This is a genomic window from Micromonospora sp. NPDC007220 (assembly GCF_040634035.1).
In the GTDB taxonomy this organism is placed as follows: domain Bacteria; phylum Actinomycetota; class Actinomycetes; order Mycobacteriales; family Micromonosporaceae; genus Micromonospora; species Micromonospora reichwaldensis.
On the sequence record NZ_JBEYEU010000009.1, the window covers coordinates 1 to 23064 of the forward strand.

At 74.0% G+C, this 23064-nt stretch carries 19 protein-coding genes and 1 pseudogene; 13 read left to right on the forward strand and 7 right to left on the reverse strand.

Annotated features, from left to right (window positions below; all coding sequences use genetic code 11):
• The 3 genes and pseudogenes from ABZ573_RS18000 to ABZ573_RS18010 all read left to right on the forward strand — a co-directional run.
• Positions 1–558, forward strand: a pseudogene (locus ABZ573_RS18000) (class I SAM-dependent methyltransferase); the annotation flags it as partial.
• A 118-nt stretch (positions 559–676) separates the two neighbouring features.
• Entirely contained in the window at positions 677–2014 is a 1338-nt protein-coding gene (locus tag ABZ573_RS18005) for a M23 family metallopeptidase (RefSeq protein WP_358119183.1), read from the forward strand.
• A 152-nt stretch (positions 2015–2166) separates the two neighbouring features.
• Positions 2167–3819, forward strand: a complete 1653-nt coding sequence (locus tag ABZ573_RS18010) for an alpha-amylase family protein (protein ID WP_358119186.1) — start codon at positions 2167–2169, stop codon at positions 3817–3819.
• A 49-nt stretch (positions 3820–3868) separates the two neighbouring features.
• Here the strand turns inward: ABZ573_RS18010 and ABZ573_RS18015 are convergent, their stop codons facing one another.
• Positions 3869–5452, reverse strand: coding sequence for a DUF4139 domain-containing protein (locus ABZ573_RS18015; RefSeq protein ID WP_358119189.1), 1584 nt, complete (start codon positions 5450–5452; stop codon positions 3869–3871).
• 112 nt (positions 5453–5564) lie between these two features.
• Here ABZ573_RS18015 and fabG point away from each other — a divergent pair, with 112 nt between their 5' ends.
• Positions 5565–6323, forward strand: coding sequence for a 3-oxoacyl-ACP reductase FabG (fabG, locus tag ABZ573_RS18020; RefSeq protein ID WP_151456211.1), 759 nt, complete (start codon positions 5565–5567; stop codon positions 6321–6323).
• Positions 6324–6362: 39 nt separating this feature from the next.
• On the opposite strand, the gene ABZ573_RS18025 is transcribed toward fabG, so the two are convergent.
• Together ABZ573_RS18025 and ABZ573_RS18030 are read right to left on the reverse strand one after the other, a co-directional pair.
• Positions 6363–6785 (reverse strand): hypothetical protein, encoded by a 423-nt coding sequence (locus tag ABZ573_RS18025; RefSeq protein WP_358119192.1) that lies wholly within the window; start codon positions 6783–6785, stop codon positions 6363–6365.
• Positions 6778–7173 carry a hypothetical protein gene (locus tag ABZ573_RS18030; protein ID WP_132231162.1) on the reverse strand — a complete coding sequence of 132 codons (396 nt, stop codon included), beginning with the start codon at positions 7171–7173 and terminating at the stop codon, positions 6778–6780. The genes ABZ573_RS18025 and ABZ573_RS18030 overlap by 8 nt, the downstream gene beginning before the upstream one ends.
• A gap of 302 nt (positions 7174–7475) precedes the next feature.
• On the opposite strand from ABZ573_RS18030, the gene ABZ573_RS18035 reads away from it, so the two are divergent.
• The 4 genes from ABZ573_RS18035 to erm all read left to right on the forward strand — a co-directional run bounded on the left by ABZ573_RS18035 (position 7476) and on the right by erm (position 12573).
• Positions 7476–8885 (forward strand): glycosyltransferase, encoded by a 1410-nt coding sequence (locus ABZ573_RS18035; protein ID WP_151456208.1) that lies wholly within the window; start codon positions 7476–7478, stop codon positions 8883–8885.
• A 90-nt stretch (positions 8886–8975) separates the two neighbouring features.
• Entirely contained in the window at positions 8976–10202 is a 1227-nt protein-coding gene (locus tag ABZ573_RS18040) for a glycosyltransferase (protein WP_151456207.1), read from the forward strand.
• A 221-nt stretch (positions 10203–10423) separates the two neighbouring features.
• Complete coding sequence (locus ABZ573_RS18045; RefSeq protein ID WP_358119198.1) at positions 10424–11329, forward strand: Gfo/Idh/MocA family oxidoreductase; 906 nt, start codon at positions 10424–10426, stop codon at positions 11327–11329.
• Between the two features lie 446 nt (positions 11330–11775).
• Positions 11776–12573 carry an ErmE/ErmH/ErmO/ErmR family 23S rRNA (adenine(2058)-N(6))-methyltransferase gene (erm, locus tag ABZ573_RS18050; RefSeq protein WP_311412079.1) on the forward strand — a complete coding sequence of 266 codons (798 nt, stop codon included), beginning with the start codon at positions 11776–11778 and terminating at the stop codon, positions 12571–12573.
• A gap of 4 nt (positions 12574–12577) precedes the next feature.
• Here the strand turns inward: erm and ABZ573_RS18055 are convergent, their stop codons facing one another.
• The gene (locus tag ABZ573_RS18055) at positions 12578–12769 is read right to left on the reverse strand and encodes a DUF2795 domain-containing protein (protein WP_151456204.1); all 192 of its coding nucleotides are present in this window, start codon (positions 12767–12769) and stop codon (positions 12578–12580) included.
• Positions 12770–12859: 90 nt separating this feature from the next.
• On the opposite strand from ABZ573_RS18055, the gene ABZ573_RS18060 reads away from it, so the two are divergent.
• Positions 12860–14116, forward strand: coding sequence for an erythromycin esterase family protein (locus ABZ573_RS18060; RefSeq protein ID WP_358119203.1), 1257 nt, complete (start codon positions 12860–12862; stop codon positions 14114–14116).
• Positions 14117–14227: 111 nt separating this feature from the next.
• On the opposite strand, the gene ABZ573_RS18065 is transcribed toward ABZ573_RS18060, so the two are convergent.
• The 3 genes from ABZ573_RS18065 to ABZ573_RS18075 all read right to left on the reverse strand — a co-directional run bounded on the left by ABZ573_RS18065 (position 14228) and on the right by ABZ573_RS18075 (position 17468).
• A complete protein-coding gene (locus ABZ573_RS18065) occupies positions 14228–16441 on the reverse strand; it encodes an MMPL family transporter (RefSeq protein ID WP_358119206.1) in 2214 nt (737 codons plus the stop codon).
• A 38-nt stretch (positions 16442–16479) separates the two neighbouring features.
• A complete protein-coding gene (locus tag ABZ573_RS18070) occupies positions 16480–17025 on the reverse strand; it encodes a TetR/AcrR family transcriptional regulator (protein WP_151452909.1) in 546 nt (181 codons plus the stop codon).
• A gap of 98 nt (positions 17026–17123) precedes the next feature.
• Positions 17124–17468 (reverse strand): helix-turn-helix domain-containing protein, encoded by a 345-nt coding sequence (locus ABZ573_RS18075; RefSeq protein WP_358119459.1) that lies wholly within the window; start codon positions 17466–17468, stop codon positions 17124–17126.
• Positions 17469–17731: 263 nt separating this feature from the next.
• On the opposite strand from ABZ573_RS18075, the gene ABZ573_RS18080 reads away from it, so the two are divergent.
• From ABZ573_RS18080 to ABZ573_RS18095, 4 genes are all read left to right on the forward strand, one after another.
• Positions 17732–18529: an isocitrate lyase/phosphoenolpyruvate mutase family protein gene (locus ABZ573_RS18080; RefSeq protein ID WP_358119211.1), complete on the forward strand. Its 798-nt coding sequence runs from the start codon at positions 17732–17734 to the stop codon at positions 18527–18529.
• 31 nt (positions 18530–18560) lie between these two features.
• A complete protein-coding gene (gene ligD, locus ABZ573_RS18085; protein ID WP_358119214.1) occupies positions 18561–19520 on the forward strand; it encodes a non-homologous end-joining DNA ligase in 960 nt (319 codons plus the stop codon).
• A 388-nt stretch (positions 19521–19908) separates the two neighbouring features.
• Positions 19909–20460, forward strand: coding sequence for a DUF1772 domain-containing protein (locus ABZ573_RS18090; RefSeq protein WP_327029455.1), 552 nt, complete (start codon positions 19909–19911; stop codon positions 20458–20460).
• A gap of 151 nt (positions 20461–20611) precedes the next feature.
• Positions 20612–22843, forward strand: coding sequence for a PQQ-binding-like beta-propeller repeat protein (locus tag ABZ573_RS18095; RefSeq protein WP_358119217.1), 2232 nt, complete (start codon positions 20612–20614; stop codon positions 22841–22843).
• Positions 22844–23064 lie beyond the last annotated feature (221 nt).

Genomic DNA, 23064 nt, shown 5'->3' on the forward strand with positions numbered 1-23064 from the left:
GCCCTCTACGACCACACCGTGCCCGGCGGGGTGTGGATCAACAGCGACGTGTGCGGGCCGGACGGCCGGGACCGGACGGTGCACCTGCGCCTGGCCACGACGGACGGCGTCAACCCGCCAGCGCCGCGTGCCGACCTGGCGGCCCTGGCGCCCGGTGAGGTGACGGCGTACGTCGACGCGCTGTCGACCCGGGCCCGGCTGGACCAGTTCGCGGTCGACTACCGGTTCCCGTTCGCGTACCGCCCGGTGGACGGGGCGGACGGCGTGGTCGAGCTGACCCTCGGCGCGGCGATGGACTTCCTCACCCGCAAGGACTACACCGACAACTGGCTGTCGGAGACCCAGGAACAGTTCTGCGGCCTGGAGTACGCCGACTGGAAGTCGTTGCTCACCGACGTCGGGTTCGAGATCGACCCAGCGAGCGCGACGTCCCGCAACGACTGGATCGTCACCAACCGCCTCGCCCCGGTGGCCGCCCTCAGCACCCCGGCCGGCGAACCGCTGGACTGGCCCGTCACCCACGTACGCCTGATCGCCCGCCGTCCGGTCAACACCTGACGGCCCCGGCCCGGGCGTCCTCGCCGTCGCAGCACGGGCGCGGGGAGGACGCCGACGACTGCCTCGTCTATCTTGTCTCGGCAGTTGTATCGATGCCGATGAGATCGCGAGGCATGGCGTGACCAAGGAGACAGCGGGTAGGCGGCTGCGGGCGCTGACGGTGGCCGCGGCGGTTCTGTGCGGACTTGTGCTCGTGCCGGCGCAGCCGGCGGCCGCGCAGACCGGGGCCATGATCCAGCCGGTGGGCGGGCGGGTCACGGGGGTGTTGTCGAACAGGTGCGGCGCCACCGACAGCGACCACTACGGGGTGGACGTCGCGGGGAACGGTGGGACGGCGATCGGGGCCGCCTATCCGGGCACGGTCGCGTTCGCCGGTTGGACCTCCGGCGGGGGCAACATGGTGACGCTCTCGCACGCCAGCGGCTACCAGACCCGCTACCTGCACATGGCGCAGCCGGCGACGGTCGCGCTCGGACAGCAGGTCGGGCAGGGGCAGGTGCTCGGGTACGTCGGCAGCACCGGCAACTCGACCGGCCCGCACCTGCACTTCGAGATCCGCCGCAACGGCGCGGTCCACAACATCGCCCCGGCGTACGCCTGCGGCGCCACGGTGACCAAGGGCGCGCCGATCAACCTTCCCTTCCCGGACCTGACGCCGGCCGGGGCCGCTCCCGACCGGTTCGCGTTCGTCAACTCGGCGGGGGTGTTGTACGCGAAGGATGGCGCGTACTCGTCGTGGCAGGCGGTCAACGCCGGTGGGGCGACGAAGGTGGTGCTGTCCGGCAACCGGATCGGTTGGGTGCAGGGTGGCAACTTCTATGTCAAGGACGGTGTGTACGGGCAGTGGTTGACGCTGGCCGGGGGCGGGCAGGTGCGGGACATCGCGGTCAGTGGTGACCGGTTCGCGTTCGTGAACTCGGCGGGGGTGTTGTACGCCAAGGACGGCGCGTACTCGTCGTGGCAGGCGGTGAACTCGGGTGGGGCGACGAGGGTGGTGCTGTCCGGTAACCGGATCGGTTGGGTGCAGGGCGGCAACTTCTACGTCAAGGAGGGTGTGTACGGGCAGTGGTTGACGCTGGCCGGGGGCGGGCAGGTGCGGGACATCGCGGTCAGTGGTGACCGGTTTGCGTTCGTGAACTCGGCGGGGGTGCTGTACGCGAAGGATGGCGCGTACTCGTCGTGGCAGGCGGTGAACTCGGGTGGGGCGACGAGGGTGGTGCTCTCCGGTAACCGGATCGGTTGGGTGCAGGGCGGCAACTTCTACGCCAAGGACGGCATCCAGGGCGGGTGGCTCACCCTGGCCGAGGGTGGACAGGTCAGCGACGTCGCGGTCGGCGGCGACGACTGGTTCGCGTTCGTCGGCGGCGGGAACTTCTTCGCCAAGCAGGGCATCCACGCCGGGTGGCTGACGATGGCCGGCGGCGGGCAGGTCGGCGACGTCGACATCGCCACCTGACGGGCCGCGCCCGCCGGCCGGGCGCTGCGGGCGAGGTCGTGCCCGCACCGCCCGGCCGTCGCGCTGCCGGCTCTCCGGCCGGCCCACCGAGGAACTCGGAGCGCCGGGCCCCGGTGTTTGCGGGCAGCCGGGATCGGAGACATTAGCCCGGCATGGCTGACAGGTGGTACTCGGAGGCGGTCGTCTACTGCCTCGACATCGACACGTACGCGGACTCCGACGGCGACGGGGTCGGTGACATCCGGGGGCTCATCGGCCGGCTGGACTACCTCGCCCGGCTGGGCGTGACCTGCCTCTGGCTGCACCCCATCCACCCGTCGCCCAACCGCGACGACGGGTACGACGCGACCGACTTCTACAACATCGACCCGCGCTTCGGCACCCTCGGCGACTTCGCGGAACTGCTGCACCAGGCGCAGAACCGCAGCATCCGGATCATCATCGACCTGGTCGTCAACCACACGTCGAACGAGCACCCGTGGTTCCAGTCCGCCCGCTCCTCGCCGGACTCGCCGTACCGGGACTGGTACGTCTGGGCCGACCACGAGCCGGCCGACCGGCACCAGGGCATGGTCTTCCCCGGCGAGCAGCACGAGACGTGGACCTACGACCGGACCGCCAAGGCCTGGTACTACCACCGGTTCTACAAGTTCCAGCCGGACCTGAACTTCACGAACCCCGCGGTCCGCGAGGAGATCAAGAAGATCGTCTCGTTCTGGCTTCAGCTCGGCGTATCCGGCTTCCGGATGGACGCGGTGCCGTTCATCATCGAGCTGACCGAGCCGGGCAACCCGAACTCGCCGAAGGACTTCGAGTTCCTCACCGAGCTGCGCCAGCACGTGCAGTGGCGCCGGGGCGACGCCGTCCTGCTCGCCGAGGCCAACGTCGAGCCCGACCAGCTGCCGACCTTCTTCGCCGACAGCGGCGGCTCGGGCAACCGCCTGCACATGCTCTTCGACTTCATGCTCAACGGGCGCCTGATGCTGGCCCTGGCCCGGCAGGACCCGGAGCCGATCATCGAGGCGCTGCGGGACACCCCGGCGCTGCCCGAGGGCGGGCAGTGGGCCACCTTCCTGCGCAACCACGACGAGATCGACCTCTCCCGGCTCACCGCCGAGCAGCGCAACCAGGTGTACGCGGAGTTCGGCCCCGACGAGAACATGCGCATCTACGACCGGGGCATCCGCCGCCGGCTCGCCCCGATGCTCGGCAACGACCGCCGCCGCATCGAGCTGGCGTACGCGTTGCAGTTCTCGCTGCGCGGCACGCCGGTGCTGCGCTACGGCGAGGAGATCGGCATGGGGGAGGACCTGTCGCTGCCCGGCCGGGAGGCGATCCGCACCCCGATGCAGTGGTCGTACCAGCCGAACGCCGGCTTCTCCACGGCCGACCCGGAGAAGCTCGTCCGACCGGTGATCGACAAGGGCGAGTACAGCTACGAGAAGGTCAACGTGACCGTCCAGCGCAGCGACCAGAAGTCGCTGCTCGCCTGGTTCGAGCGGATGATCCGTACGCTGCGCGAGGCCCCCGAGGTGGGCTCGGGCTCGACCACCCACATCGACGTGGCGATGCCGCCGGGCGTGCTGGCGCACCGGGCCGACGGGCGCACCGGCACGATGGTCTTCGTGCACAACCTCGGCACCACCGACGCCGAGGTGGACCTGAGCATGCTGGAGCCGGAGGCGGACCTGCCCATCGACGTCCTCGCCGACCGCAACTACGGCGACGTGGGCAAGCTGGACCGGCTCAAGGTGGCCGGCCACGGCTACCGGTGGATCCGCCTCTGCCGGGGTCGCGGCCTCTGACCCGGCCGCCAGGTCGACGGCCGTCCGCCGCGCCCCGGCGGACGGCCGGTCACTCCCGCCAGCCGGCCAGCTCGACCCCCTTGGCGATCTCGACCCGGAAACCCATGGCGATCTCGCTGCTCTCGCCCGGCCCGAGCCGGAGCCGCCAGGTCAGCTCGCCCAGCTCCGTGCGCTCGGCCGGGGGCGGGACGAGGGTGGACTCCCGCACGACCACCGCCTCGTCCCGGGACACCGGCAGCTGGTCGCGCACCTCGACGCTCGCCGGCCGGGGCGTGTGGTTTGCCACGCTGATCCGGTACTCCACGTCCCGCCGCCGGGTCGAGCCGAGCGTGGCCCGGGTGTCGGCGCGCCGGCCCAGCTTCCGTTCCACCCGGACCCGGTCGTCCACGCCGAGCGCCAGCTCGGTCTCCTCACCGGGCGCCCACACCGGCAGCCGGGTGGCCGCGACGAAGTCGGCGCCGTGGAAGACCGCCGCCGGCCCGGGGAGCAGCGTGTGCGCCGAGGTGTTGCGGACCGTCGCACGCAGGTGCGCCTCGGTCGCGCGGACCGGCACGGTCACGTGGTCCAGCCGGGCCGGCAGCTCCAGCACGGCGATGGTGGCCCGGTGGGCGCTGCCGTCCGCCGGCACCGCGACCGGGCGGGCCGGCCGGTAGGTGGCCGCCGTGACCCCCTGCTCGACGGTGGCCACGCTCTCGCGCATCTCGGGGCGCGGCGCGCCGGACCGGGCCACGGCCCCGGCGGGCGGACCGGCGGGCGCCGCGGGGGCCGGCATCGCGCCGAAGCTGGCCGCCTTCGGCATCGGCGGCGGCACCGGCCGGAGCCGGTCGAGATACCAGGGCGTCAGTTCGGGTACGCGGGTCGCCGCCGCCGGCCGGGCCGTCGAGAGTTCGAGCACGCACTCCGGCCAGTCCTCGCCGGTGTCCTGGCTGACCAGCCCGAACCAGGTGACGGTCATGGTGTCGTCGACCAGCCGCAGGTCGTAGGAGGGCTGCCAGCGGGCCCCGTCGATCAGGTAGCTCAGCTCCAGGTCCAGCTCGTCGTCGTCGGCGTCGACCGACACGGTCACCTCGGCGACCAGCTGGTCCGGTCTCCGCTTGCCGCGCGTGGCGTCCAGTTGCCGCTCGACGGCCGCCAGCTCCTCGGTCAGGTCGGTACGCTGCCGGGCCAGCGCGCGACGGCGGCGCTGGGAGTCGGCGAGCTGACCGGCGACCGAGTCGGCGAAGGTGGCCACGTCGGTCGGGGCGGCGTCGCCGGAGGCCAGCGCGCGGGCGTACGTGCCACCGGCCCGGTCGGCCAGCCGGGTGAGGAACTGCCCCCGCTGCGTCTCGACCTCGCTCGCGTCGTCGACCTCGGCCAGCGCGTCGGCCAGTTCCCGGGTCCGCTGCTCCAGCTCGCGGACCTGCCCGTCGGTGCTGCGCGGCTGCCGCCACGTCGTGACGTCCACGCCGAGCACGGTGGCGGCGCCCCGCCCACCGACCCGCAGCGAGTCCCGCCGCAGGCCCATCGGCAACGGTGCGACGCGTACGCGGTGCTCACCGGCGGTCAACCGGGTGCTGCCCCGGCGGGTGACCCGGGCGCGGTCCGGGTAGACGGTGACACCGACGACGGGTGCTGCGATCTCCACTGCCTTCACGGCGGCGAGAGTAGCCGGGCGATGCTCGTGAGCGGTGTCCCGCGCGGGGCCGGCGTCGGCGTACGGCTGGGTTAAGCTCCTTCGATCGAGCGTAAGTTACCGGGAGGTAGGCATGTCGGAGGAGCAGCGGGTCGCCGTCGTCACGGGCGCGGCGCGGGGGATCGGGGCGGCCACCGCCCGGCGGCTGGCGGCCGACGGCCTCGCGGTCGCCGTGGTCGACATCGAGGAGTCGGCGACGAAGGAGACCGTGGACGCGATCGTGGCGGCCGGCGGCCGGGCGCTCGGCGTCGGCGCGGACGTGTCCGACCGGGCCCAGGTCGAGGCGGCCGTGGCGCGGGTCGCCGCCGAGCTGGGCGCCCCGACGGTGCTGGTCAACAACGCCGGCGTGCTCCGCGACAACCTGCTGTTCAAGATGACCGACGCCGACTGGGACACGGTCATGGGGGTGCACCTGCGCGGCGCGTTCCTGTTCAGCCAGGCCGCCCAGAAGCACATGGTCGAGGCGAAGTGGGGCCGGATCGTCAACCTCTCCAGCACCTCGGCGCTGGGCAACCGGGGCCAGGCGAACTACGCCGCCGCGAAGGCCGGCCTCCAGGGCTTCACCAAGACCCTCGCCATCGAGCTGGGCCCGTTCGGGGTGACCGTCAACGCGGTCGCGCCCGGCTTCATCGTCACCGACATGACCGCCGCCACCGCCGCCCGGATGAAGGTCGACTTCGAGGCGCTCCAGAAGCACGCCGAGTCGGAGATCGCGGTACGCCGGGTCGGCCGCCCCGAGGACGTCGCGCACACCATCTCGTTCCTCGCCAGCGAGGGCGCCTCCTTCGTCTCCGGCCAGGTGATCTACGTGGCCGGCGGCCCCAAGGACTGACCCCCGCGTACGCCCCGGCGGGCACCCGCCCGCCGGGGATCAGGCCGCCGGGGCGGGGCGGGTGCGCCAGAGCCAGAGCAGGCCGAGCACCGGCAGGACCAGCGGGATGTAGCCGTACCCGCTGCCGAACTGCGACCAGACCGTCTCGTCGGGGAAGAGCTCCGGATCGGCGAGGCTGAGGGCCCCGACGCCGAGCACCCCGACCAGCTCCACGGCGCAGCACGCGAGGGCGACGCGCCGGCCGGCGGCACCGGCGCGGGCCAGCCCCACCGCCGCGACGATGTAGATGGCCGCGGCGAGGGCCGAGAGCAGGTACGCCACGGGCGCCTCGTCGAACTTCGTGGCGATCTGGAGGCCCGCGCGGCTCGTCGCGGCGATCGCGAAGAGCAGGTAGACCGCGATCAGCAGCCGCCCCGGGCCGGCGTTGGTGCGCTTCGACTCCGGGGCGCGTACGTCAGCCACCCAGCACCTCCCAGGTCTGCTGGAGCCGTACGACGACCACCGGCGTGACCAGGCAGACCGCGCAGACGATCGCCGAGCCCCAGCGCGTCGGCTCCATCCGGGCGAGCACCCAGGCCAGCGGCGGCAGGCAGACCACCGTGGCGACGTACCCGAAGAAGGCCCCCGGCTCGCCCGGCCGCTCGCCCCCGCCGATGGCCACTAGCGCCACCGCCGCGAGCGCGAGCAGCGCCACCTCCAGCACGGCCAGGCCGGCGAACTGCACCCGGTCCGGTGCGCGGTGCCGGAGCGTCGCCACCAGCGCCCACGCGGCGACGAGGAGCGACAGCACGATCGAGGCCGTCGCGAGGAGCCCGTCCACCGGCGAACCCGCCGACGCCGCGCTGGTCATCGGGGTCGTCCGGGGTGTGTCTCGGTCACCGGCACAGCCTACTAACCCGCGTAGTACACCCCGTCACCCGCCGCCTCCTGTCAGGGGTCCGCCGTCCGTCCGCCCCGGCTCCCGGTGGTCCGACGGCGTCGGTCCGGCGGGCGTGGGAGCGTGTTCCGCCGAGGCGGCGGCGAATGTCGTCAGAGGACAGTGGGGTACCCCTATTGACCCCTACTCACGGGTAAGCGGAACGTCGCGGACCGTTATTCTCGGGCCACGTCGCCACACTCCGACGGCACGTTCGTCTGACGGAGAGGATCGCCATGTCGCTGCCCACCATCCCCCCGGCGCTGAGCGTGGTGATGCCGACCTACCAGGATCCGCAGTGCCTCGCGCTGACCCTGCGGGCGCTGACCCGGCAGACGCTGCCGCCGGAGCGCTTCGAAGTGATCGTGGTCCGGGACGGTGGTTCGTCCGACGGGTACGCCGAGGCCCTCGCCGAAGGTGCCGGCCTCCGCCTGCGCGTGGTGGAACTCCCCCGGCGCAAGGGCCGCTCCACCGCCCGGAACGAGGGGGCGCGGGCTGCCACCGCACCCCTGCTCGTCTTCCTCGACGCCGACTCGTGGGCCGTGCCCGACCTGTTGGAGAGGCACCTGGCGTGGCACGGCACGCCCGGCAACGCGGCGGTGCTGATCGGCCGGCGGGACGAGATCGGCCTCGCGGACCTCCCGGCCGTGCTGGCCGGCGAGTCGGACACGATCGCGCGTGCCTTCCCGCACGGTGGCGACCTGCGGTTCGCGACGGGACTCCCGGACGACGGCGGCGACTGGCTCCGGGCCGGCTGGGTGATCGCCTACACGCACAACATCTCGCTCTCCACCTCGCTCTTCACGAAGGTCGGTGGCTACCGCGAGGCGTTCGGGCTCAGCTACGGCGTGGAGGACGTCGAGCTGTTCTACCGCGTGGACCGGAGCCTGCCGGACGGCGTCAACTTCGGCTACGACGACGATGCCCGGGTCGTCCACCTGCCGCACCACAAGAACATCACCCGCAACTGGATGGAGATGAAGGCCAACTTCCAGCAGGCGGCCAGGTTGTACCCCTGCCTCGAGTGGGAGTTCCTCACCGCGGTCATGGGGTACGAGGCGATCCGGCGGATCCTGTACTACCGGTCGCTCGTCGACGAGTGCGTCGAGCGCTCGGCCTGCGCCATCGGGCCCGCCGTCGCGCGCCTCGCCGGCAAGTTGCGGGGACCCAAGGCGCTCTGGATCGGCACCGGCCGCGCCGAGGCGAGGCTGCCCGCCTCGGCGCTGACCTACGACTACTCCGCTCCCGTCGGGCCGGCCAACTTCCACCTGCTCGGCGTGGCCCCACCCATGCCGGCGGGCAGCATGGACGCGGTGGTCAGCGTCGACTTCTGGCGGTACCTGCTGTGGCCGGAACTCTGCCAGTTCATCTCCGCCTCGGTGCAGCTGGCCGGCGAGGTCCACCTGGTCGCCACCGCCGCCGCGACGCCGGGGATGTGCGCCGCCGACCCGCAGACGCTGGACTACCTGCGCCAGGCGCAGGCCGCCGAGTACGTGGCCGAACTGCGCGCGGTCGAAGGGCTCGGTGACGTGCTGACACTGCGGGCCCGCCAGCCCGTGACCGGCGCCGTGCGCCGGGTGCCCGGCCAGGTTCCCGCCAGGACACGACCCACGGCACTGGCGCCGGGGCGTCCCCCGGCGAGGTAGCAGATCGACGGTGCGGCCGGGCCCGACGTGCGGGTCCCGGCTCGCTGCACCGTGCCCGGATCCGTCGCTACAGCCGGAAAGGCGAGCATCATGCGCGTACTGTTGTCGACCCTCGGGTCACGCGGCGACGTCCAACCACTGGTGGCGCTGGCATCGCGGTTGAAAGCTCTCGGTCTGCAGGTTCGCCTCTGCGCCCCACCGGACTTCGCCCGGTGGGTGGCCACCTTCAAGATTCCGTTCGTGCCTGTCGGCCCGCCCTGGCGCAGGTCGGCGGCGCCCAGGCCGCGGGCCGCCGTACCCCGCCCGTCGCCGGCGCAGGTGCGTCAACTGGCGGAGTCCTCCGTCGGCATCCAGTTCGAGGTGTTGTCGGCGGCGGCCCGGGACTGCGACGCCGTCGTCGCGTCGACCGGCCTCCAGATCGCCGCCCGCACCGTGGCGGAGAAGCGGGGCATACCGTACGTCTTCACGGCGTTCTGCCCGGCGGCCCTTCCCTCACCGCACCACGCTCCGCTGCCGCTGCCCGCCCTCGGGGAGGTGCCCGCGCCCGCGTCGGCCGACAACCGCGAGCTGTGGGCCGCCAACCAGCGGCACGTCAACGACACCTTCGGCGCGCCGCTCAACGCGCTCCGGGCGACGATCGGACTGGTTCCGGTCGACGACGTCAGCGCCCACATCCACACCGACCAGCCGTGGCTGGCGGTCGACCGGACGCTGGCGCCCTGGCCGGACGCCGCCGACCGGACCGTCTACCAACCGGGCGCCTGGCTCCTGCCGGACGAACGACCGCTGCCGCCCGAGTTGACGGCCTTCCTGGACGCCAGCGACGAGCCGTGTGTCTACGTCGGATTCGGCAGTGTCGCCGCACCCCCAGGCCTGCTGGAGACGGCCGTCCAGGCGGTGCGCGCGGTCGGCTGCCGCCTGGTCGTCTCCCGGGGCTGGGCGCCGCTCTCGCTGGCCGTCCGGGCGCCCGACTGCCTGGTCGTCGGCGAGGTGAACCAGCAGGAGCTGTTCAAGCGGGTGGCCGCAGTGGTCCACCACGGCGGCTCGGGCACCACGACCACGGCCGCGCGGGCCGGGACGCCGCAGGTCGTCATCCCGCAGGTCTACGACCAGCACTACTTCGCGCGCCGCGTGTCCGCGCTCGGCATCGGCGGCGGGCACTCCGGCGCGGTACCGACCGTCGAGTCGCTGACCGCGGCTCTCAGCGCCGCACTGCGGCCCGAGGTGGCCGCCCGCGCCCGGGCTTTCGCCACCACCATCAGCACCGACGGAGCCCAGCTCGCCGCGGAGCGGTTGACCACCGCCCTGCGGAGCTGAGCCCGGTTACCGGCGGGTCAGCCGCGACGACCGCCGGCGGGGTGGGCACTGCCGTCCGGGCGGCATCGGGGAGTGGTCAGGGTGGCGGCCGAACCAGCCGCCACCCTGACCACCGATCCCCGAGCGCGGGCGCGGGCGCGCCGACGACACCCGGCACAGGGTCCGGCGGGGCGCACGGCCGCGGGTACCGTGGTGTGACTCGACGACGGTGGAGGTAGCTCGTGGTGCGGTTCGGGTTGTTCGGCACCGGTCACTGGGCGGCCGAGACGCACGCCGCGGCGCTGCACGCGCACCCGGGGGTCGCGTTCGCCGGCGTGTGGGGCCGGGACCCGCGCAAGGCCGCGGCCCTGGCCGAGCGCTACGGAGTGCCGGCGTTCGACGACGTCGACGCGCTCATCGACGCCTGCGACGCGGTCGCCGTGGCCCTCCCGCCGGACGTCCAGGCCGGCATCGCGGTCCGCGCGGCCACCGCCGGCCGGCACCTGCTGCTGGACAAGCCGCTCGCGTTGAGCGTCGCCGACGCCGACCGGGTGGTCGACGCCGCACAGGCGGCGGGCGTCGCCTCGGTGGTCTTCTTCACCGGCCGCTACCGGCCGAACATCGCCGCTTTTCTCGCCTCGACGGCCGCCGTCGGCGGGTGGCACACCGCCAAGGCGATCCGGTTCGGCTCCATCTTCCAGCCCGGCAGCCCCTACGGGGCCTCGCCCTGGCGCCGGGAGCACGGCGCGCTGTGGGACATCGGCCCGCACGCGCTGTCGCTCGTCCTGCCGGTGCTCGGCCGGGTCACCCGCGTCGCCGCGATGGACGGGCCGCGTGGGCTCGTCCACCTGCTCCTCACCCACGACGGGGGCGTGACCAGCACGGTGTCGCTGACCCTGGACGCCCCGCAGGAGGCGGTGAGCCAGGAGTTCGTCTTCTACGGCGAGAACGGCGTCGAGACCGTTCCGGCCGGCGAGGGCGACTCGGCGACCGCCCTCGGGGTGGCGATCGACCAACTGCTGGAGGAGATCGGCTCGGGCAGCCGGGACCACCGCTGCGACGTGCGCTTCGGCCGCGAGGTCGTGACCGTGCTCGCCGCCGCCGAGACCGCCCGCGCCGAGGGCCGCACCGTCGACCTGCCGAGCTGACGGCCGCACCGCGGAGGCGGAAAAGCGGTCGCCTCCCGGGGACGGGCGCGGCTAGGGTCGCCGGATGTCCGCACACGCTCTGATCGAGAGGGTCGGCACGCCGGCCGTCCTCGGGTCGCTTCTGGCGGCCCGTCTGCGAGTCCGGCGTCCGGCCCTGGCCGGCGCGACCCGCGACTGACCCCGCACCGCACCCGCGGCGCCACCGCCTGGGCATCCCCGGGCGAGACGCCGCCCCCGCCACGCATCCGGGTGCCGTCCCGGGGCTGAGTGCCGCCCGTCGGCACCACCCCGGTCGTCCGCTCCGACGTGGCGCTTCGCCGTGCGCCGCCGATCCCGCGTTCCGCGTCACGCCCAGGGCCGTCCGAGTCCCCGAACCCTCGGACAGGCCCCGTTCGCGGCTGCCTGTCCGCTCCGTCGCCGCACGGCGACAGACAGGACGACGACCCGTGGCGCCCCGCCGTACCCGAGCAACCGAACGCGACCGGTCCCGTCGCGTACTCTCCCAGAACTTCCTCGCCGACCCGGCCGCGATCGCCCGGATGGTGCACGCCGCCCGCCCCCGGCCCGACCGGCTCCTGCTCGAGGTGGGCGCGGGCCGGGGCCAGCTCACCCGGCCGCTCGCGGCCCGCTGCCGGCACCTGACGGCGTACGAGGTGGACCCGGCCGCCGGCGCCGAGCTGGCGAGGGTCTGCGCGGCTCTGCCGAACGTGACGCACCGGCAGGTCGACTTCCTCACCGTCACCCCACCGCCGGAGGAGTTCGACGTGGTCGGCAACATTCCCTGGTCGCTGACCTCGGCCGTGGTGCGCTGGTGCCTGGCCGCGCCCAACCTGCGCGCGGCCACCCTGCTCACCCAGGTGGAGTACGCCCGCCGCCGCAGCGGCGACTACGGCCGGTGGTCCAGGCTGACCGTGCTGACCTGGCCGGAGTTCGGCTGGCGGCTCGCCGGGCGGGTGCCCCGCACCTCGTTCCGCCCGGTGCCGGGGGTGGACGCCGGCATCCTGCGCGTCGAGCGGCGGCCGGAGCCGCTGCTGGCCGCGTCGGCGCTGCCCGCGTACCGCCGGATGGTGGAGATCGGCTTCGACGGGGTCGGCGGCTCGCTCGCGGCCTCGCTGGCCCGGCACCACCCGCGGGCGCGGCTGGCGGCGGCGCTGCGGGCGATCCGGCTCGACCCGGCCACCCCGGTCGGGCACGTCTGGCCCGAGCAGTGGCTGGTGCTGTTCCGGCTGCTGCACGCCCGCTGAGGACTCAGGCCAGCGTGTTGAGGGCCTCGCTCAGCTCGGCGGGGGAGTCGAACTCCTCCGCCGGCAGGGCCCGGAGCGTCTGGAGCATCGCCGTGCTGACCCCGTTCTCCTGGCCCCAGCGGATCAGGTCCTCCCGGGAGACCGGGTAGTCGAGCCCGGCCAGGTACTCCTGCAACTGCACGCCGGTGACGGTCATGCCGGCGGCCTACCCGCTCAGGCCGCCGGCACACGCCCGCCGATCGACGTCCGGCGGTTTGCCCCGGTGGCGCGCCGGGTAGCCGCCGACATGCTGGTTCAGCGGCTCGGCGCGCCGAGCGACTTCGACCCGTTGCTGGAGCGCGTCCGGGACGCCCGGATCGTGATGATCGGCGAGGCGACGCACGGCAACTACGACTACTACCGCCTGCGCGAACAGTTCACCCGCCGGCTGATCGCCGAGTGCGGGTTCTCCTTCGTGGCCGTGGAGGGGGACTGGCCCGACTGCGACCGGGTGCACCGCTCGGTGACCGCCGCCCCGGGCGGGGCCGCCGACCCGCGCGTCGCGCTGGAGCGCTTCGAGCGCTGGCCGACCTGGATGTGGGCGAACGCCGAGGTGGCCCGCTTCTGTTCCTGGTTGCGGGCGTGGAACGTGGAGCGTCCCCAGGACGCCCGGGCCGGCTTCCACGGCCTGGACGTCTACAGCCTGTGGGAGTCCATGCAGGCGATCTTCGACTATCTCGGCGAGGAGGACCCGGGTTCGCTGGAGGCGGCGCAGGACGCGTACCGCTGCTTCGAGCCGTACGGCAAGCGGGTCGAGGAGTACGGGGTGGCGAGCCGGTTCGTCTCCGCCCGCTGCGAGGAGGAGGTCGTGCGCCTGCTGGCGCGTACCCGCGAACAGGCCGCCGCGGACGGCCCGGACAGCTTCTCGGCCTGGCAGAACGCGGAGGTGGTGGCCGGCGCGGAGCGCTACTACCGGGCGATGGTGGGCGGCGGGCCGGAGTCGTGGAACATCCGGGACACGCACATGACGGACACCCTGGACCGGCTGCTGGAGCGTTACGGCCCGGGCGCGCGGGGCGTCGTCTGGGCGCACAACACGCACGTCGGCGACGCCCGGGCCACCGACATGGCCGCCGACGGGATGGTCAACATCGGCCAGTTGGCCCGCGAACGGCACGGCGCCGACGAGGTGGTCCTGGTCGGCTTCGGCGGCTACCGGGGCACGGTGATCGCCGCGCCCCGCTGGGGTTCACCGGCCGAGGCGATGGTGGTGCCGCCGGCCCGTCCCGGCTCGGTCGAGCACCGGCTGCACGAGCTGATGCCCGAGCGGGCCGTGCTGGTCTTCGGCGGCGACGACCAGCCCGGTTGGGTCACCGGAACCGCCGACCACCGGGCGATCGGGGTGGTCTACGACCCGTCCTTCGAGTCGTGGGGCAACTACGTGCCGACCCGGCTGGGGGAGCGCTACGACGCCCTGATCTGGTGCGACGAGACCACGGCCCTGCACCCCCTCCCGGCCCTGACCACCCCGGGCGAGATGGAGACCTATCCGGCCGGCGTCTGACCCCGGGCCCACCCAGGTCCCGGCGATCATGCAGTCGTGGTGCCCGTTCCAGCCGGGTTCGCCGGTTGTGCGGGGCACCACGACTGCATGATCGACCAAAGCGGTGGTGGGTCAGGGGTGGGCGGGGGACTTTTCGTCCAGGTGGGCGCGGAGGCCCTCGCCCTCGATGTCGACGTTGGGCAGGATCTTGTCCAGCCAACGGGGGAGCCACCAGGCCCGCTTGCCGAGCAGCGACATCACGGCCGGCACGATGGTCATCCGGACCACGAACGCGTCGATGGCGACGCCGATGGCGAGCGCGAAGCCCATCGACTTGATGACCGGGTCGTCGAGGAAGACGAAGCCGCCGAACACCGAGATCATGATCAGCGCGGCGGCGGTCACCACCCGGGCGCCGTGCCCCATCCCGTTGATGGTCGCCTGCTGCGCGGTGTCGCCGTGCACGAAGTCCTCCCGCATCCGGGAGACCAGGAAGACCTCGTAGTCCATCGCCAGGCCGAACAGGATGCCGATCAGCAGGATCGGCAGGAAGCTGACCAGCGGGCCGGGCGTGTCCAAACCGACCAGGTCGGCGAGGTGGCCCTGCTGGAACACCGCCACGGTGATGCCGAAGGTGGCGGCGACGGTGAGCAGGAAGCCCAGCGCGGCCTTCACCGGCACCAGCAGCGAGCGGAAGACCAGCATCAGCAGCAGCACCGACAGGCCCACCACCAGCAGCAGGTACACCGGCAGGGCGTCGGAGAGCTTCTCGGAGACGTCGATGCCGATCGCGGTCGCCCCGGTCAGCAGCACGTCGACGTCGGGGAACCCGCCCACCTCCGCACGGACGTCGTTGACCAGGGTCTCGGTGGCCTCGTCGGTCGGGCCGGTCTTCGGCACCACCCCGAGCAGCGCGGTACGGCCGTCCGGGCTGAGCTGCGGCGGGGCCACCGCGAGGACGTTCTCGGTGCGCTGGATCAGCGCGGTGACCTGCGGAATGGCGGCCGAGGTCGCCTGCGGGGTGTCACCGGCGACCACCACCGCGAGCCGGCCGGTGAAGCCGGGCCCGAAGCCCTCGGTGATCACGTCGTTCGACTCCCGGGCGGCCGAGCCGACCGGCGCGGTGCCCGCGTCGGGCAGCGCCAGCCGCATGTCGGGCGCGGGCAGGGCGAGCAGCCCCAGCCCGATCAGCCCGACCAGGATGACCGGAACCCGGAACCGGGTGACGAGGCGCGCCCAGCGGAACCCGAAGCCCGACCGGTCCTCGGCCGGCGGAGTGCCCGCGTCGGCGGCGTCGCCCGCCCGGTCCCCGGCTGCGGCGTCCCCGACCGTCGAGCGCAGCTTGCGGGGCAGCACCCGGCGACCGGCGAAGCCGAGCAGGGCCGGCTGGAGAGTGATCGCGACCAGCACCGCGACGGTGACCGTGCCGGCGGCGGCCAGACCCATCACCGTCAGGAACGGGATGTTCACCACGGCCAGCCCGGCCAGCGCGATGACGACGGTGGCGCCGGCGAAGACCACGGCCGAGCCGGCGGTGCCGACCGCGCGGCCCACCGCCTCGTCCGGTGGCAGCCCCTCCATCAGGTTCTGCCGGTAGCGGGAGGTGATGAAGAGCGAGTAGTCGATGCCGACCGCGAGGCCGAGCATCAGGGCGAGGATCGGCGCGGTGCTGCTCAGGTCGACCACGCTGCTGATCGCGAACAGACCCGCCATGCCGACGCCCACGCCGATCAGCGCGTTGAGCATCGTCATCCCGGCCGCCACCAGCGAACCGAAGGTGACCACCAGGACGATCGCGGCGACCGCCACGCCGATGACCTCGGTCGAGCCGACCTCCGGCACGCTGCTGAGCACCTCGCCGCCGGGCGCGACCTCCCAGCCCTGGGCCTCGGCCCGCTCGCCGACCTTCTCGTACGCGTCGCGCTGGGCGTCGGTCACCTCGTCGGCGCCGGTGGCGAACTGGACCTGGACCAGCGCGTACCGGCCGTCGGGGGAGACCGCCCCCACCTGGAACGGATCGACGGCGCCGACGACGCCGGGCAGCGTGGCGGCCTCCTGAGTGAGTTCCTTCACCACGGCCTGCCCCTGCGGGCTGGCGAGCGCGCCGTCGGCCGGCGCCCTGACCGCGATCGTGCCGGTCGCGCCGCTCGCCGCCGGGAACTGCTCGGCGAGCAGGTCCAGGGCGCGCTGCGACTCGGTGCCGGGCATGGTGAAGTTGTCGGCTATCGGGCCGCGCAGGGTCGCGGCGGCGAGGCCGAGACCGACGAGTACGACGAGCCAGATCGCCGCGACGAGTCGCCGCCGGCGCATCGAGCCCCGGCCGAGCCGGTAGAGCAGGGTGGCCATGAGTTCCTTGTCCTCGGTCGTGGATGGTTGGGTACGGATCAGTCGACGGGCTCCAGTGCCCGCCGGGCGAGCGCCAGCAGGGCGGCGCGCAGCTCCTCGTCGGGTACGTCGGCGAACTCCCCGCAGGTCTCGGAGATGCCGGCGAGCAGCACCAGCGCCACGATCCGGGCGGACGGCCGTTCCGGGTGCCCGGCGAGCGCGTCGACCAGGCGCTCGGACATCCGCTGGATGTGCGCGAAGGCGGGCTGCTTGAGCAGCTCCGGGAACTCGCCCCGGAGCAGGGCGATCTCGCGGCGGAAACGGACCGCGAGGTCGACGAAGCCCTCGGCGGCGACCCGTTGGGCGTCCGCGCCGCGATGTGCGCGGATCCGCTCGTCGAGCGCCTGGAGGACGTCGATCGCCGGGGCCATCAGCTCGGTGAGGATGGCCTCCTTGTTGGCGAAGTGGTAGAGCACCGCCGCCTTGGAGCAGCCCACCTCGCGGGCGATGTCCTGCAACGAGGTGCCCCGGTAGCCGGTCGTCGCGAAGCGTCGGGCCGCCGCCGAAAGGATTTCGTCGTGCGTCTCCGGAACCATCCGCGCCATGCCGGCCCACCTCCCCGACCAGCATGCCTGACCGATCGGTCAGACCCTGACCGATCGGTCAGATGGAGGGCGTGGCGTTCCCCACACGCGGCCGAGGTTTACCCCTCCGGAACGGGCGGGAGGTCCCCGCCGTGCGCCCGGTCGTACCTGGCCCGGGCGTCGGCGATCGCGCTGCGGTGCCGTTCCGCCCAGTGGGTCAGGGCCACCAGCGACTCGTGGAGTTCCAGCGCGATCGGGGTGGCGGTGTACTCCACCTTCGGCGGGACGGTCGGATGGACCTTCCGGTGCAGCAGCCCGTCGCGCTCGAGGTTGCGCAGGGTGAGGGTGAGCATCCGCCGGCTGATCCCCTCCACGCGGCGTTCCAGCTCCGTGAAGCGCACCGGGCCCTGGGAGGCGGCCACGAGGATGCCGATGCTCCACTTGCCGCCCACCCGGTCGAGCACCTCGCGGACCGTGCACGCCGTGGCCTGGCCGGGGGCGAAGGACCCGTCGACCGCCCCGCACGCCTCGGACGCCCGCCCGGCGGTGCCATCGCTGTTCCCCTGCGACACGCCCATGCCTCCTCACGCTCCGCCCTCATGGTCACAGAGGGTGTTCCCCGACGACAAACCGCGTCGCCCGTGCGCCGCCGGCGGCGGAAGCGGCAAGGTCCATCGACACGGAATCGGGGCTGCGTCCCGGGCGCCGGTCCGCCGAGAATCGGCGTATGACCGACGATCTCGCCGCCCGGGCGGCGGCGCTGCGCACGCTGCACCGGCCCGGTGACCCGCTGATCCTGCCCAACGCCTGGGACGCCAGCTCCGCCCGCCAGATCGCCGCCGCCGGCTTCCCGGCCGTGGCCACCAGCAGCAGCGCCGTCGCCGAGGCGCTCGGCCACGCCGACGGCGAGGCCACCCCGCCGGGGGAGATGTTCGCCGCCGTGGCCCGCCTCGCCCGCGCCGTCGCCGTCCCCGTCACCGCCGACCTGGAGCGGGGGTACGGGCTGCGCCCCGCCGAGCTGGTGGGGCGCCTGCTCGACGCCGGTGCGGTCGGGCTCAACCTGGAGGACTCCGACCCGCGTACCGGCCGGTCGGTCGACGCCGGGGCGCAGGCCGACCTGCTCGCCGAGGTCCGGGCGGCGGCCGACGCGGCCGGGGTGCCGGTGGTGCTCAACGCCCGCATCGACGTCTTCCTCGCCGGCGGCGGCGACCCCGCCGCCCTGCTCCCGGAGGCGGTCAGCCGGGCCACCCGCTACCTCGCCGCCGGCGCGGACTGCGTCTACCCGATCCTGCTCGCCGACCCGGCGATCCTGTCCGAGCTGGTGGCCGCCGTGCCCGGGGCGGTGAACGCGCTCGCCCGCCCCGGCGCCCCCACGGTGCCGGAGCTGGCCGCGCTCGGCGTGGCCCGGGTCAGCTACGGCGGTGGCCTGTACGCCGCCGCCCGCGGGCACACGCAGCGGATGCTCGACGTCGTCCGGGCCGGCGGCGATCCGTTCGCGGCGGTTCGCCCCGCCGCGTCCGGTTGACCGTCGGCCCCCGGGCCGCGAAGGTGGTCGGATGAGTGGCGCTGACGAGACCCGGGACGGGGTGTCGCTGACCAACCTCGACCAGCCGTTGTTCGACGGCGCCGACGCGACCAAGCGGGACCTGGTCGACTACCTCGACGCGGTGCACGAGCGGATCCTGCCGCAACTGCGCGGCCGGCCGCTGTCGGTGATCCGGGTCCGGCCGGGGCAGCCGCCGTTCATGCAGAAGAACCTGCCGAAGTACACGCCGGACTGGGTGGCCCGCACGCCGGTCTGGGCCGAGGCGTCGCACCGCGAGATCTCGTACGCGCTCTGCGACGACCGGCGCACCCTGCTCTGGTTCGCCAACCAGCGCGCGGTGGAGTACCACCCCACCCTGGCCACGGTCGACGACCTGCACCGCCCCACCCACCTGGTGCTGGACCTCGATCCGCCGGAGGGGGACTCCTTCGCGCTGGCGGTCGCCGCGGCACGGCTGGTCCGGCAGGCGCTCGCCGACGCGGGGCTCGCCGGCGCGGTCAAGACCAGCGGGGCCAAGGGCGTGCACGTCTTCGTGCCGGTCGCGGAGGGCGCCACGGTGGAGGACATGGCCGCCGCGACCCGGGCGGTGGCGGCCCGCGCCGAACGGCTCGACCCGGCGCTGGCCACCACCGCCTTCATCCGCGAGGACCGGGGCGGCAAGGTGTTCGTCGACTCGACCCGGGCCGGCGGGGCGACAGTGGTGGCCGCCTACAGCCCCCGGCTGCGGCCGGGCGTGCCGGTCTCCTTCCCGGTCGACTGGGCCGACCTGGGCGACGTGACCCCGGCCGACTTCACCATCCGCACGGCCCCGGCGCTGATCGCCGGACGCGACCCCTGGGCCGAGCGGCTGCCCGCGCCGCAGCAGCTCCCGGCGGACCTGGTCGCGGAGGGGCACACCATCCCGGTCGCCCGGGTGCAGGCCATGCACGAGGGCAAGCGCCGGGCCCGCGCCCGCCGCGCCGCCGGCTGACGTACGCGAACCAGCCCTCGCCCCGTCACCGGCGGCCCTGCCGGCGTCCGCCACCGTCGGCGCTGCTGGTGTCGGCCACCGGCGGCCCTGCCAGTGCCCGTCACCGCCGCCGTCGCTCGGCCCCGTCGCCTGTCGCCCGTTGCCCGCCGCCGTCGCTCGTCCCGTCGCCCGTCGCCCGCCCCGGGCTACGTCGGGAGGCGACGCCCGGCCGCGCGGACGGGCGACCGGCCTGCGCCGCCGTACGTCCACAGGCGACCCCGCCTTCACGCCCTCGGGCGGCAGACGGGCCGTGGCGGCCGACCTAGCGTCGACGACGACCCAGCGGACGGCGCCGGGACGACCCGGCCGACGGCGCCGGGACGGCGTCGACGGATCGGCAGGAGGAGACATGACCCGCGACAGGCTCACCTGGACGGTGCTCGTCGTTCTGGTGTGGACGGCGATGATGTCGTTCGGCGGCGTCGCCGCCGAGACCGTGATGCTCTACCCGAACATCTTCGGGGACCCGCCGGCGTCGCTGGACCGGGCCCGCGAGTTCCTGGTGGCGGGCGGCCCGAGTGACTACTTTCCGCCGCTCGGCGCGACCGTCGTGCTCGCCTGCCTCGCCGCGGCGGTGCTGACCTGGCGCGACCGCCGGCTGCGCTGGTGGATCGCCGGCGCGGCCGTGGTCTTCGTCGCCTGCGAGTTCCTGTTCTCCGTGTTCTTCTTCTGGCCGCGCAACGAGATCATGTTCGTCGACCCGGTCGGCACACACTCACCGGAGTACCTGCGTCAGGTCGCGGCCGAGTTCGTCGCCGGGCACCGGGTGCGCCTGGTGGGCGGGGCGGTGACCGCCGCGCTGGCGTTCGTCGCGCTGCTGCGTTGGGCAGGGCGGCCCGGCGCGGACCCGGCCGACCAGGCGGGACGGCGCGCCACGGACCCGGCCGACCAGGCGGCGTGACCCCGGTCCTGCAAGGAAGCGAACATTTCTCCGGCGATGTTGACGATCTCCTGCGGATCTCGGCGAGATGTGCAGGAGATCGCTGGTTCGGCGGTCGTGGCCCATGCCACACTTCCCGGCATTTCCCGCGCCCGTCGGAAGGACCGCACCCATGCCATCGCCGACCGCCAACGAACCCGCCCGTCTCCCGATGGACCGCCGCCGGCTGCTCGGCCTGGGCGTCGGCGCGGTCACCGCAGCGGCGACCGGCGCGACGGTCGGCGCCGCGCCCGCGACCGCCGGCCGGACCGCACCCCGCCCCGGTGGGCCCTGGTCGCCGGGGTTCGCGCTGCTGGGCGACACGCAGATCGACGTGGACCTGCCCGAGCGGACCGAGGGCGTGCGCTGGACGTACGAGCAGATCGCCGCCCGGAACCCGGAGGTCGTGTGCCACGTCGGGGACATCGTCGAGCACGGCTCCGTGGCCGAGTACGACACCTACCTCGACACCATCCCGGCGGCGCTGCGACCCCGGATCCGGCACGTGCCGGGCAACCACGACTGGCGCTGGGACAGCACGGCCGGTGAACGGTACGGGTCGTTGTTCGGGCCGAGCCGGTACTCGTTCGACCACGACGGCCTGCACTTCGTCGCGCTGGACCCGAGCCACCTGCTCCAGGAGCCGGGCGGGTTCGGCGAGTCCGGCATCCGGTGGCTGACCCGCGACCTGGACCGGGTGCCGCGCGGCGTGCCGATCGTCATGCTCTGCCACTTCCCGTTCGGCGGCGACAACTACTACGTCTCCGACCAGGAGCGGCTGCTGCGGCTGCTCGACCGCTACGACGTACGGGCCATGTTCGCCGGGCACGTGCACGCCGAGCAGGTGCAGCGCTTCAACGGGGTGACCCAGTTGGCGGTCGACGACACCCGCGGCTCGGCGATCTACTACTGGGTGCAGCGCACCGACGGGCCCGACGGCGAGGTGCTGAAGGTCACGGCCGTGCAGCGGGCCGCCGACGGCAGCGCCGAGTCCCGCGCGGTGCTGGACATCCCGATCGCCGGCCCGCGTACCGCCGCCGCGCAGCGACCCCAGGCGATCTCGCTCGACCCGGCGGGCGCCGCGCTGGCGGTGTCCGTGCGGCTCGCCCCGCACGCCCGCACCGCCAACGTCAAGGCCCAGCTCTATCCGCAGCACACCTACGGGCTCAAGGACGACGGCCAGTGGCGCAACCTGGCCCCCGACGGGGCCGGCCGCCGCTACACCGGCGGGCTGGACCTCACGTCGCTCCCGCCCGGCGAGCACCGGATGACCGTACGGGTCACCGACGCCGACGGCGCCTGGCACGAGCAGACCCGCACCTTCGCCCTCCCCGACACCGCCCGGCGGCTGCGCTGGAGCGAGCAGCTCGGCGCGCCGGTGCAGGCCGGCCTGGCGGCCCGGGACGGCCTGCTGATCGCGGCGACCACCGGCGGGAACGTCGTCGGCGCCCGGCCCACCCGCCGGGGACTGTCCCGGCGCTGGCAGACGCGGATCGGCGCGGTGCACGGCCGGCCGGCGTTCGCCCCCGACGGCGGGACCGTCTACGTCCCCTCCGACGACCACCGCCTCCACGCCCTCGACGCGGCCACCGGCCGGCGCCGGTTCACCTACGACGCCGGTGCCCCGGTGCTCGGCAGCCCGCTGGTCACCACGGTCGACGGCCGTACCGTCGTGGTGATCTCCGCCGGCGAGACCCGGCAGGCCGTCGACGCGCGCACGGGCGACCCGGTGTGGCGGGTGGTCGGGAAGGGCATGTTCGCCGGGCGCGCCGCGAGCGACGGCACCCGGGTCTACGCCGGCGCCGGCGACGGCAACGTCTACGCCCACGACGCCCGCACCGGTGCCGTGCTCTGGTCGTTCTCCACCACCACCCGCACCACCGCCTACAGCCGCCTCATCTACGGCCCCTGGGCGGACAACCTGGAGGTGCTGCCCAACGGGCTGGTCCTGGTGTCCACCGTGGCCAGCGCGTTCGCGCTGGACCCCGCGACCGGGGAACCGCGCTGGTCGGTGGCTGGCTCCTACGTCTACGCCCCGAAGCTCGTGCTGGACGGCGGCGACGTGCTGATGTTCGACGACGGCGGTCGCACCGCCTCCCGGGTGGACCCGGCCACCGGCCAGGCCCGCTGGACAGCCGGGCTGGGCGCCCGCCCGGTCAGCACCGGCGCGGCGATCCACGACGGCGTCGCGTGGGCCCCGACCACCACGGGACTGCTGGTCGGGCTCGACGTGGCCACCGGGGCCGTCCGCTCCCGGTTGCAACTGACGACCAGCGCCTACTGCTACAGCCCGCCGGTCGTCATCGGCGACCTGCTGCTGGTCGGCGACCAGGACGGTTTCCTGCACGGCCTCGCCGCCGACTGACCCCCGTAGCGGTGCGGCACCGCCGCCTGTTCGACGCGGTGCCGCCCGCCCGCACCCGGTCCGTGCCCGGCTTTCCGGCGGGCTCCCGCGCGGACGGCGGATGTGGGCGCGAGGGCGGCCCGGGTGACACCGCACCCGGGCCGCAGCAGTGCATCGCTGCGGGGAACGGCCTCGCCGCAGCCCTGGACACGGAGACGCCCGACGACACCTGTCGTCGGGCG

What these genes read in the sequence shown, in the direction of transcription:
- ABZ573_RS18055 (WP_151456204.1), bottom strand. Translation starts at nt 12,769, where the DNA reads ATGACCGTCACCGGCGTGCAGTTGCAGGAGTACCTGGCCGGGCTCGAC.
- ABZ573_RS18030 (WP_132231162.1), bottom strand. Translation starts at nt 7,173, where the DNA reads ATGACCAGCGCGGCGTCGGCGGGTTCGCCGGTGGACGGGCTCCTCGCG.
- ABZ573_RS18060 (WP_358119203.1), top strand. Translation starts at nt 12,860, where the DNA reads ATGCTGGTTCAGCGGCTCGGCGCGCCGAGCGACTTCGACCCGTTGCTG.
- ABZ573_RS18010 (WP_358119186.1), top strand. Translation starts at nt 2,167, where the DNA reads ATGGCTGACAGGTGGTACTCGGAGGCGGTCGTCTACTGCCTCGACATC.
- fabG (WP_151456211.1), top strand. Translation starts at nt 5,565, where the DNA reads ATGTCGGAGGAGCAGCGGGTCGCCGTCGTCACGGGCGCGGCGCGGGGG.
- ABZ573_RS18065 (WP_358119206.1), bottom strand. Translation starts at nt 16,441, where the DNA reads ATGGCCACCCTGCTCTACCGGCTCGGCCGGGGCTCGATGCGCCGGCGG.
- ABZ573_RS18035 (WP_151456208.1), top strand. Translation starts at nt 7,476, where the DNA reads ATGTCGCTGCCCACCATCCCCCCGGCGCTGAGCGTGGTGATGCCGACC.
- ABZ573_RS18040 (WP_151456207.1), top strand. Translation starts at nt 8,976, where the DNA reads ATGCGCGTACTGTTGTCGACCCTCGGGTCACGCGGCGACGTCCAACCA.
- ABZ573_RS18095 (WP_358119217.1), top strand. Translation starts at nt 20,612, where the DNA reads ATGCCATCGCCGACCGCCAACGAACCCGCCCGTCTCCCGATGGACCGC.
- ligD (WP_358119214.1), top strand. Translation starts at nt 18,561, where the DNA reads ATGAGTGGCGCTGACGAGACCCGGGACGGGGTGTCGCTGACCAACCTC.
- ABZ573_RS18090 (WP_327029455.1), top strand. Translation starts at nt 19,909, where the DNA reads ATGACCCGCGACAGGCTCACCTGGACGGTGCTCGTCGTTCTGGTGTGG.
- ABZ573_RS18070 (WP_151452909.1), bottom strand. Translation starts at nt 17,025, where the DNA reads ATGGCGCGGATGGTTCCGGAGACGCACGACGAAATCCTTTCGGCGGCG.
- ABZ573_RS18080 (WP_358119211.1), top strand. Translation starts at nt 17,732, where the DNA reads ATGACCGACGATCTCGCCGCCCGGGCGGCGGCGCTGCGCACGCTGCAC.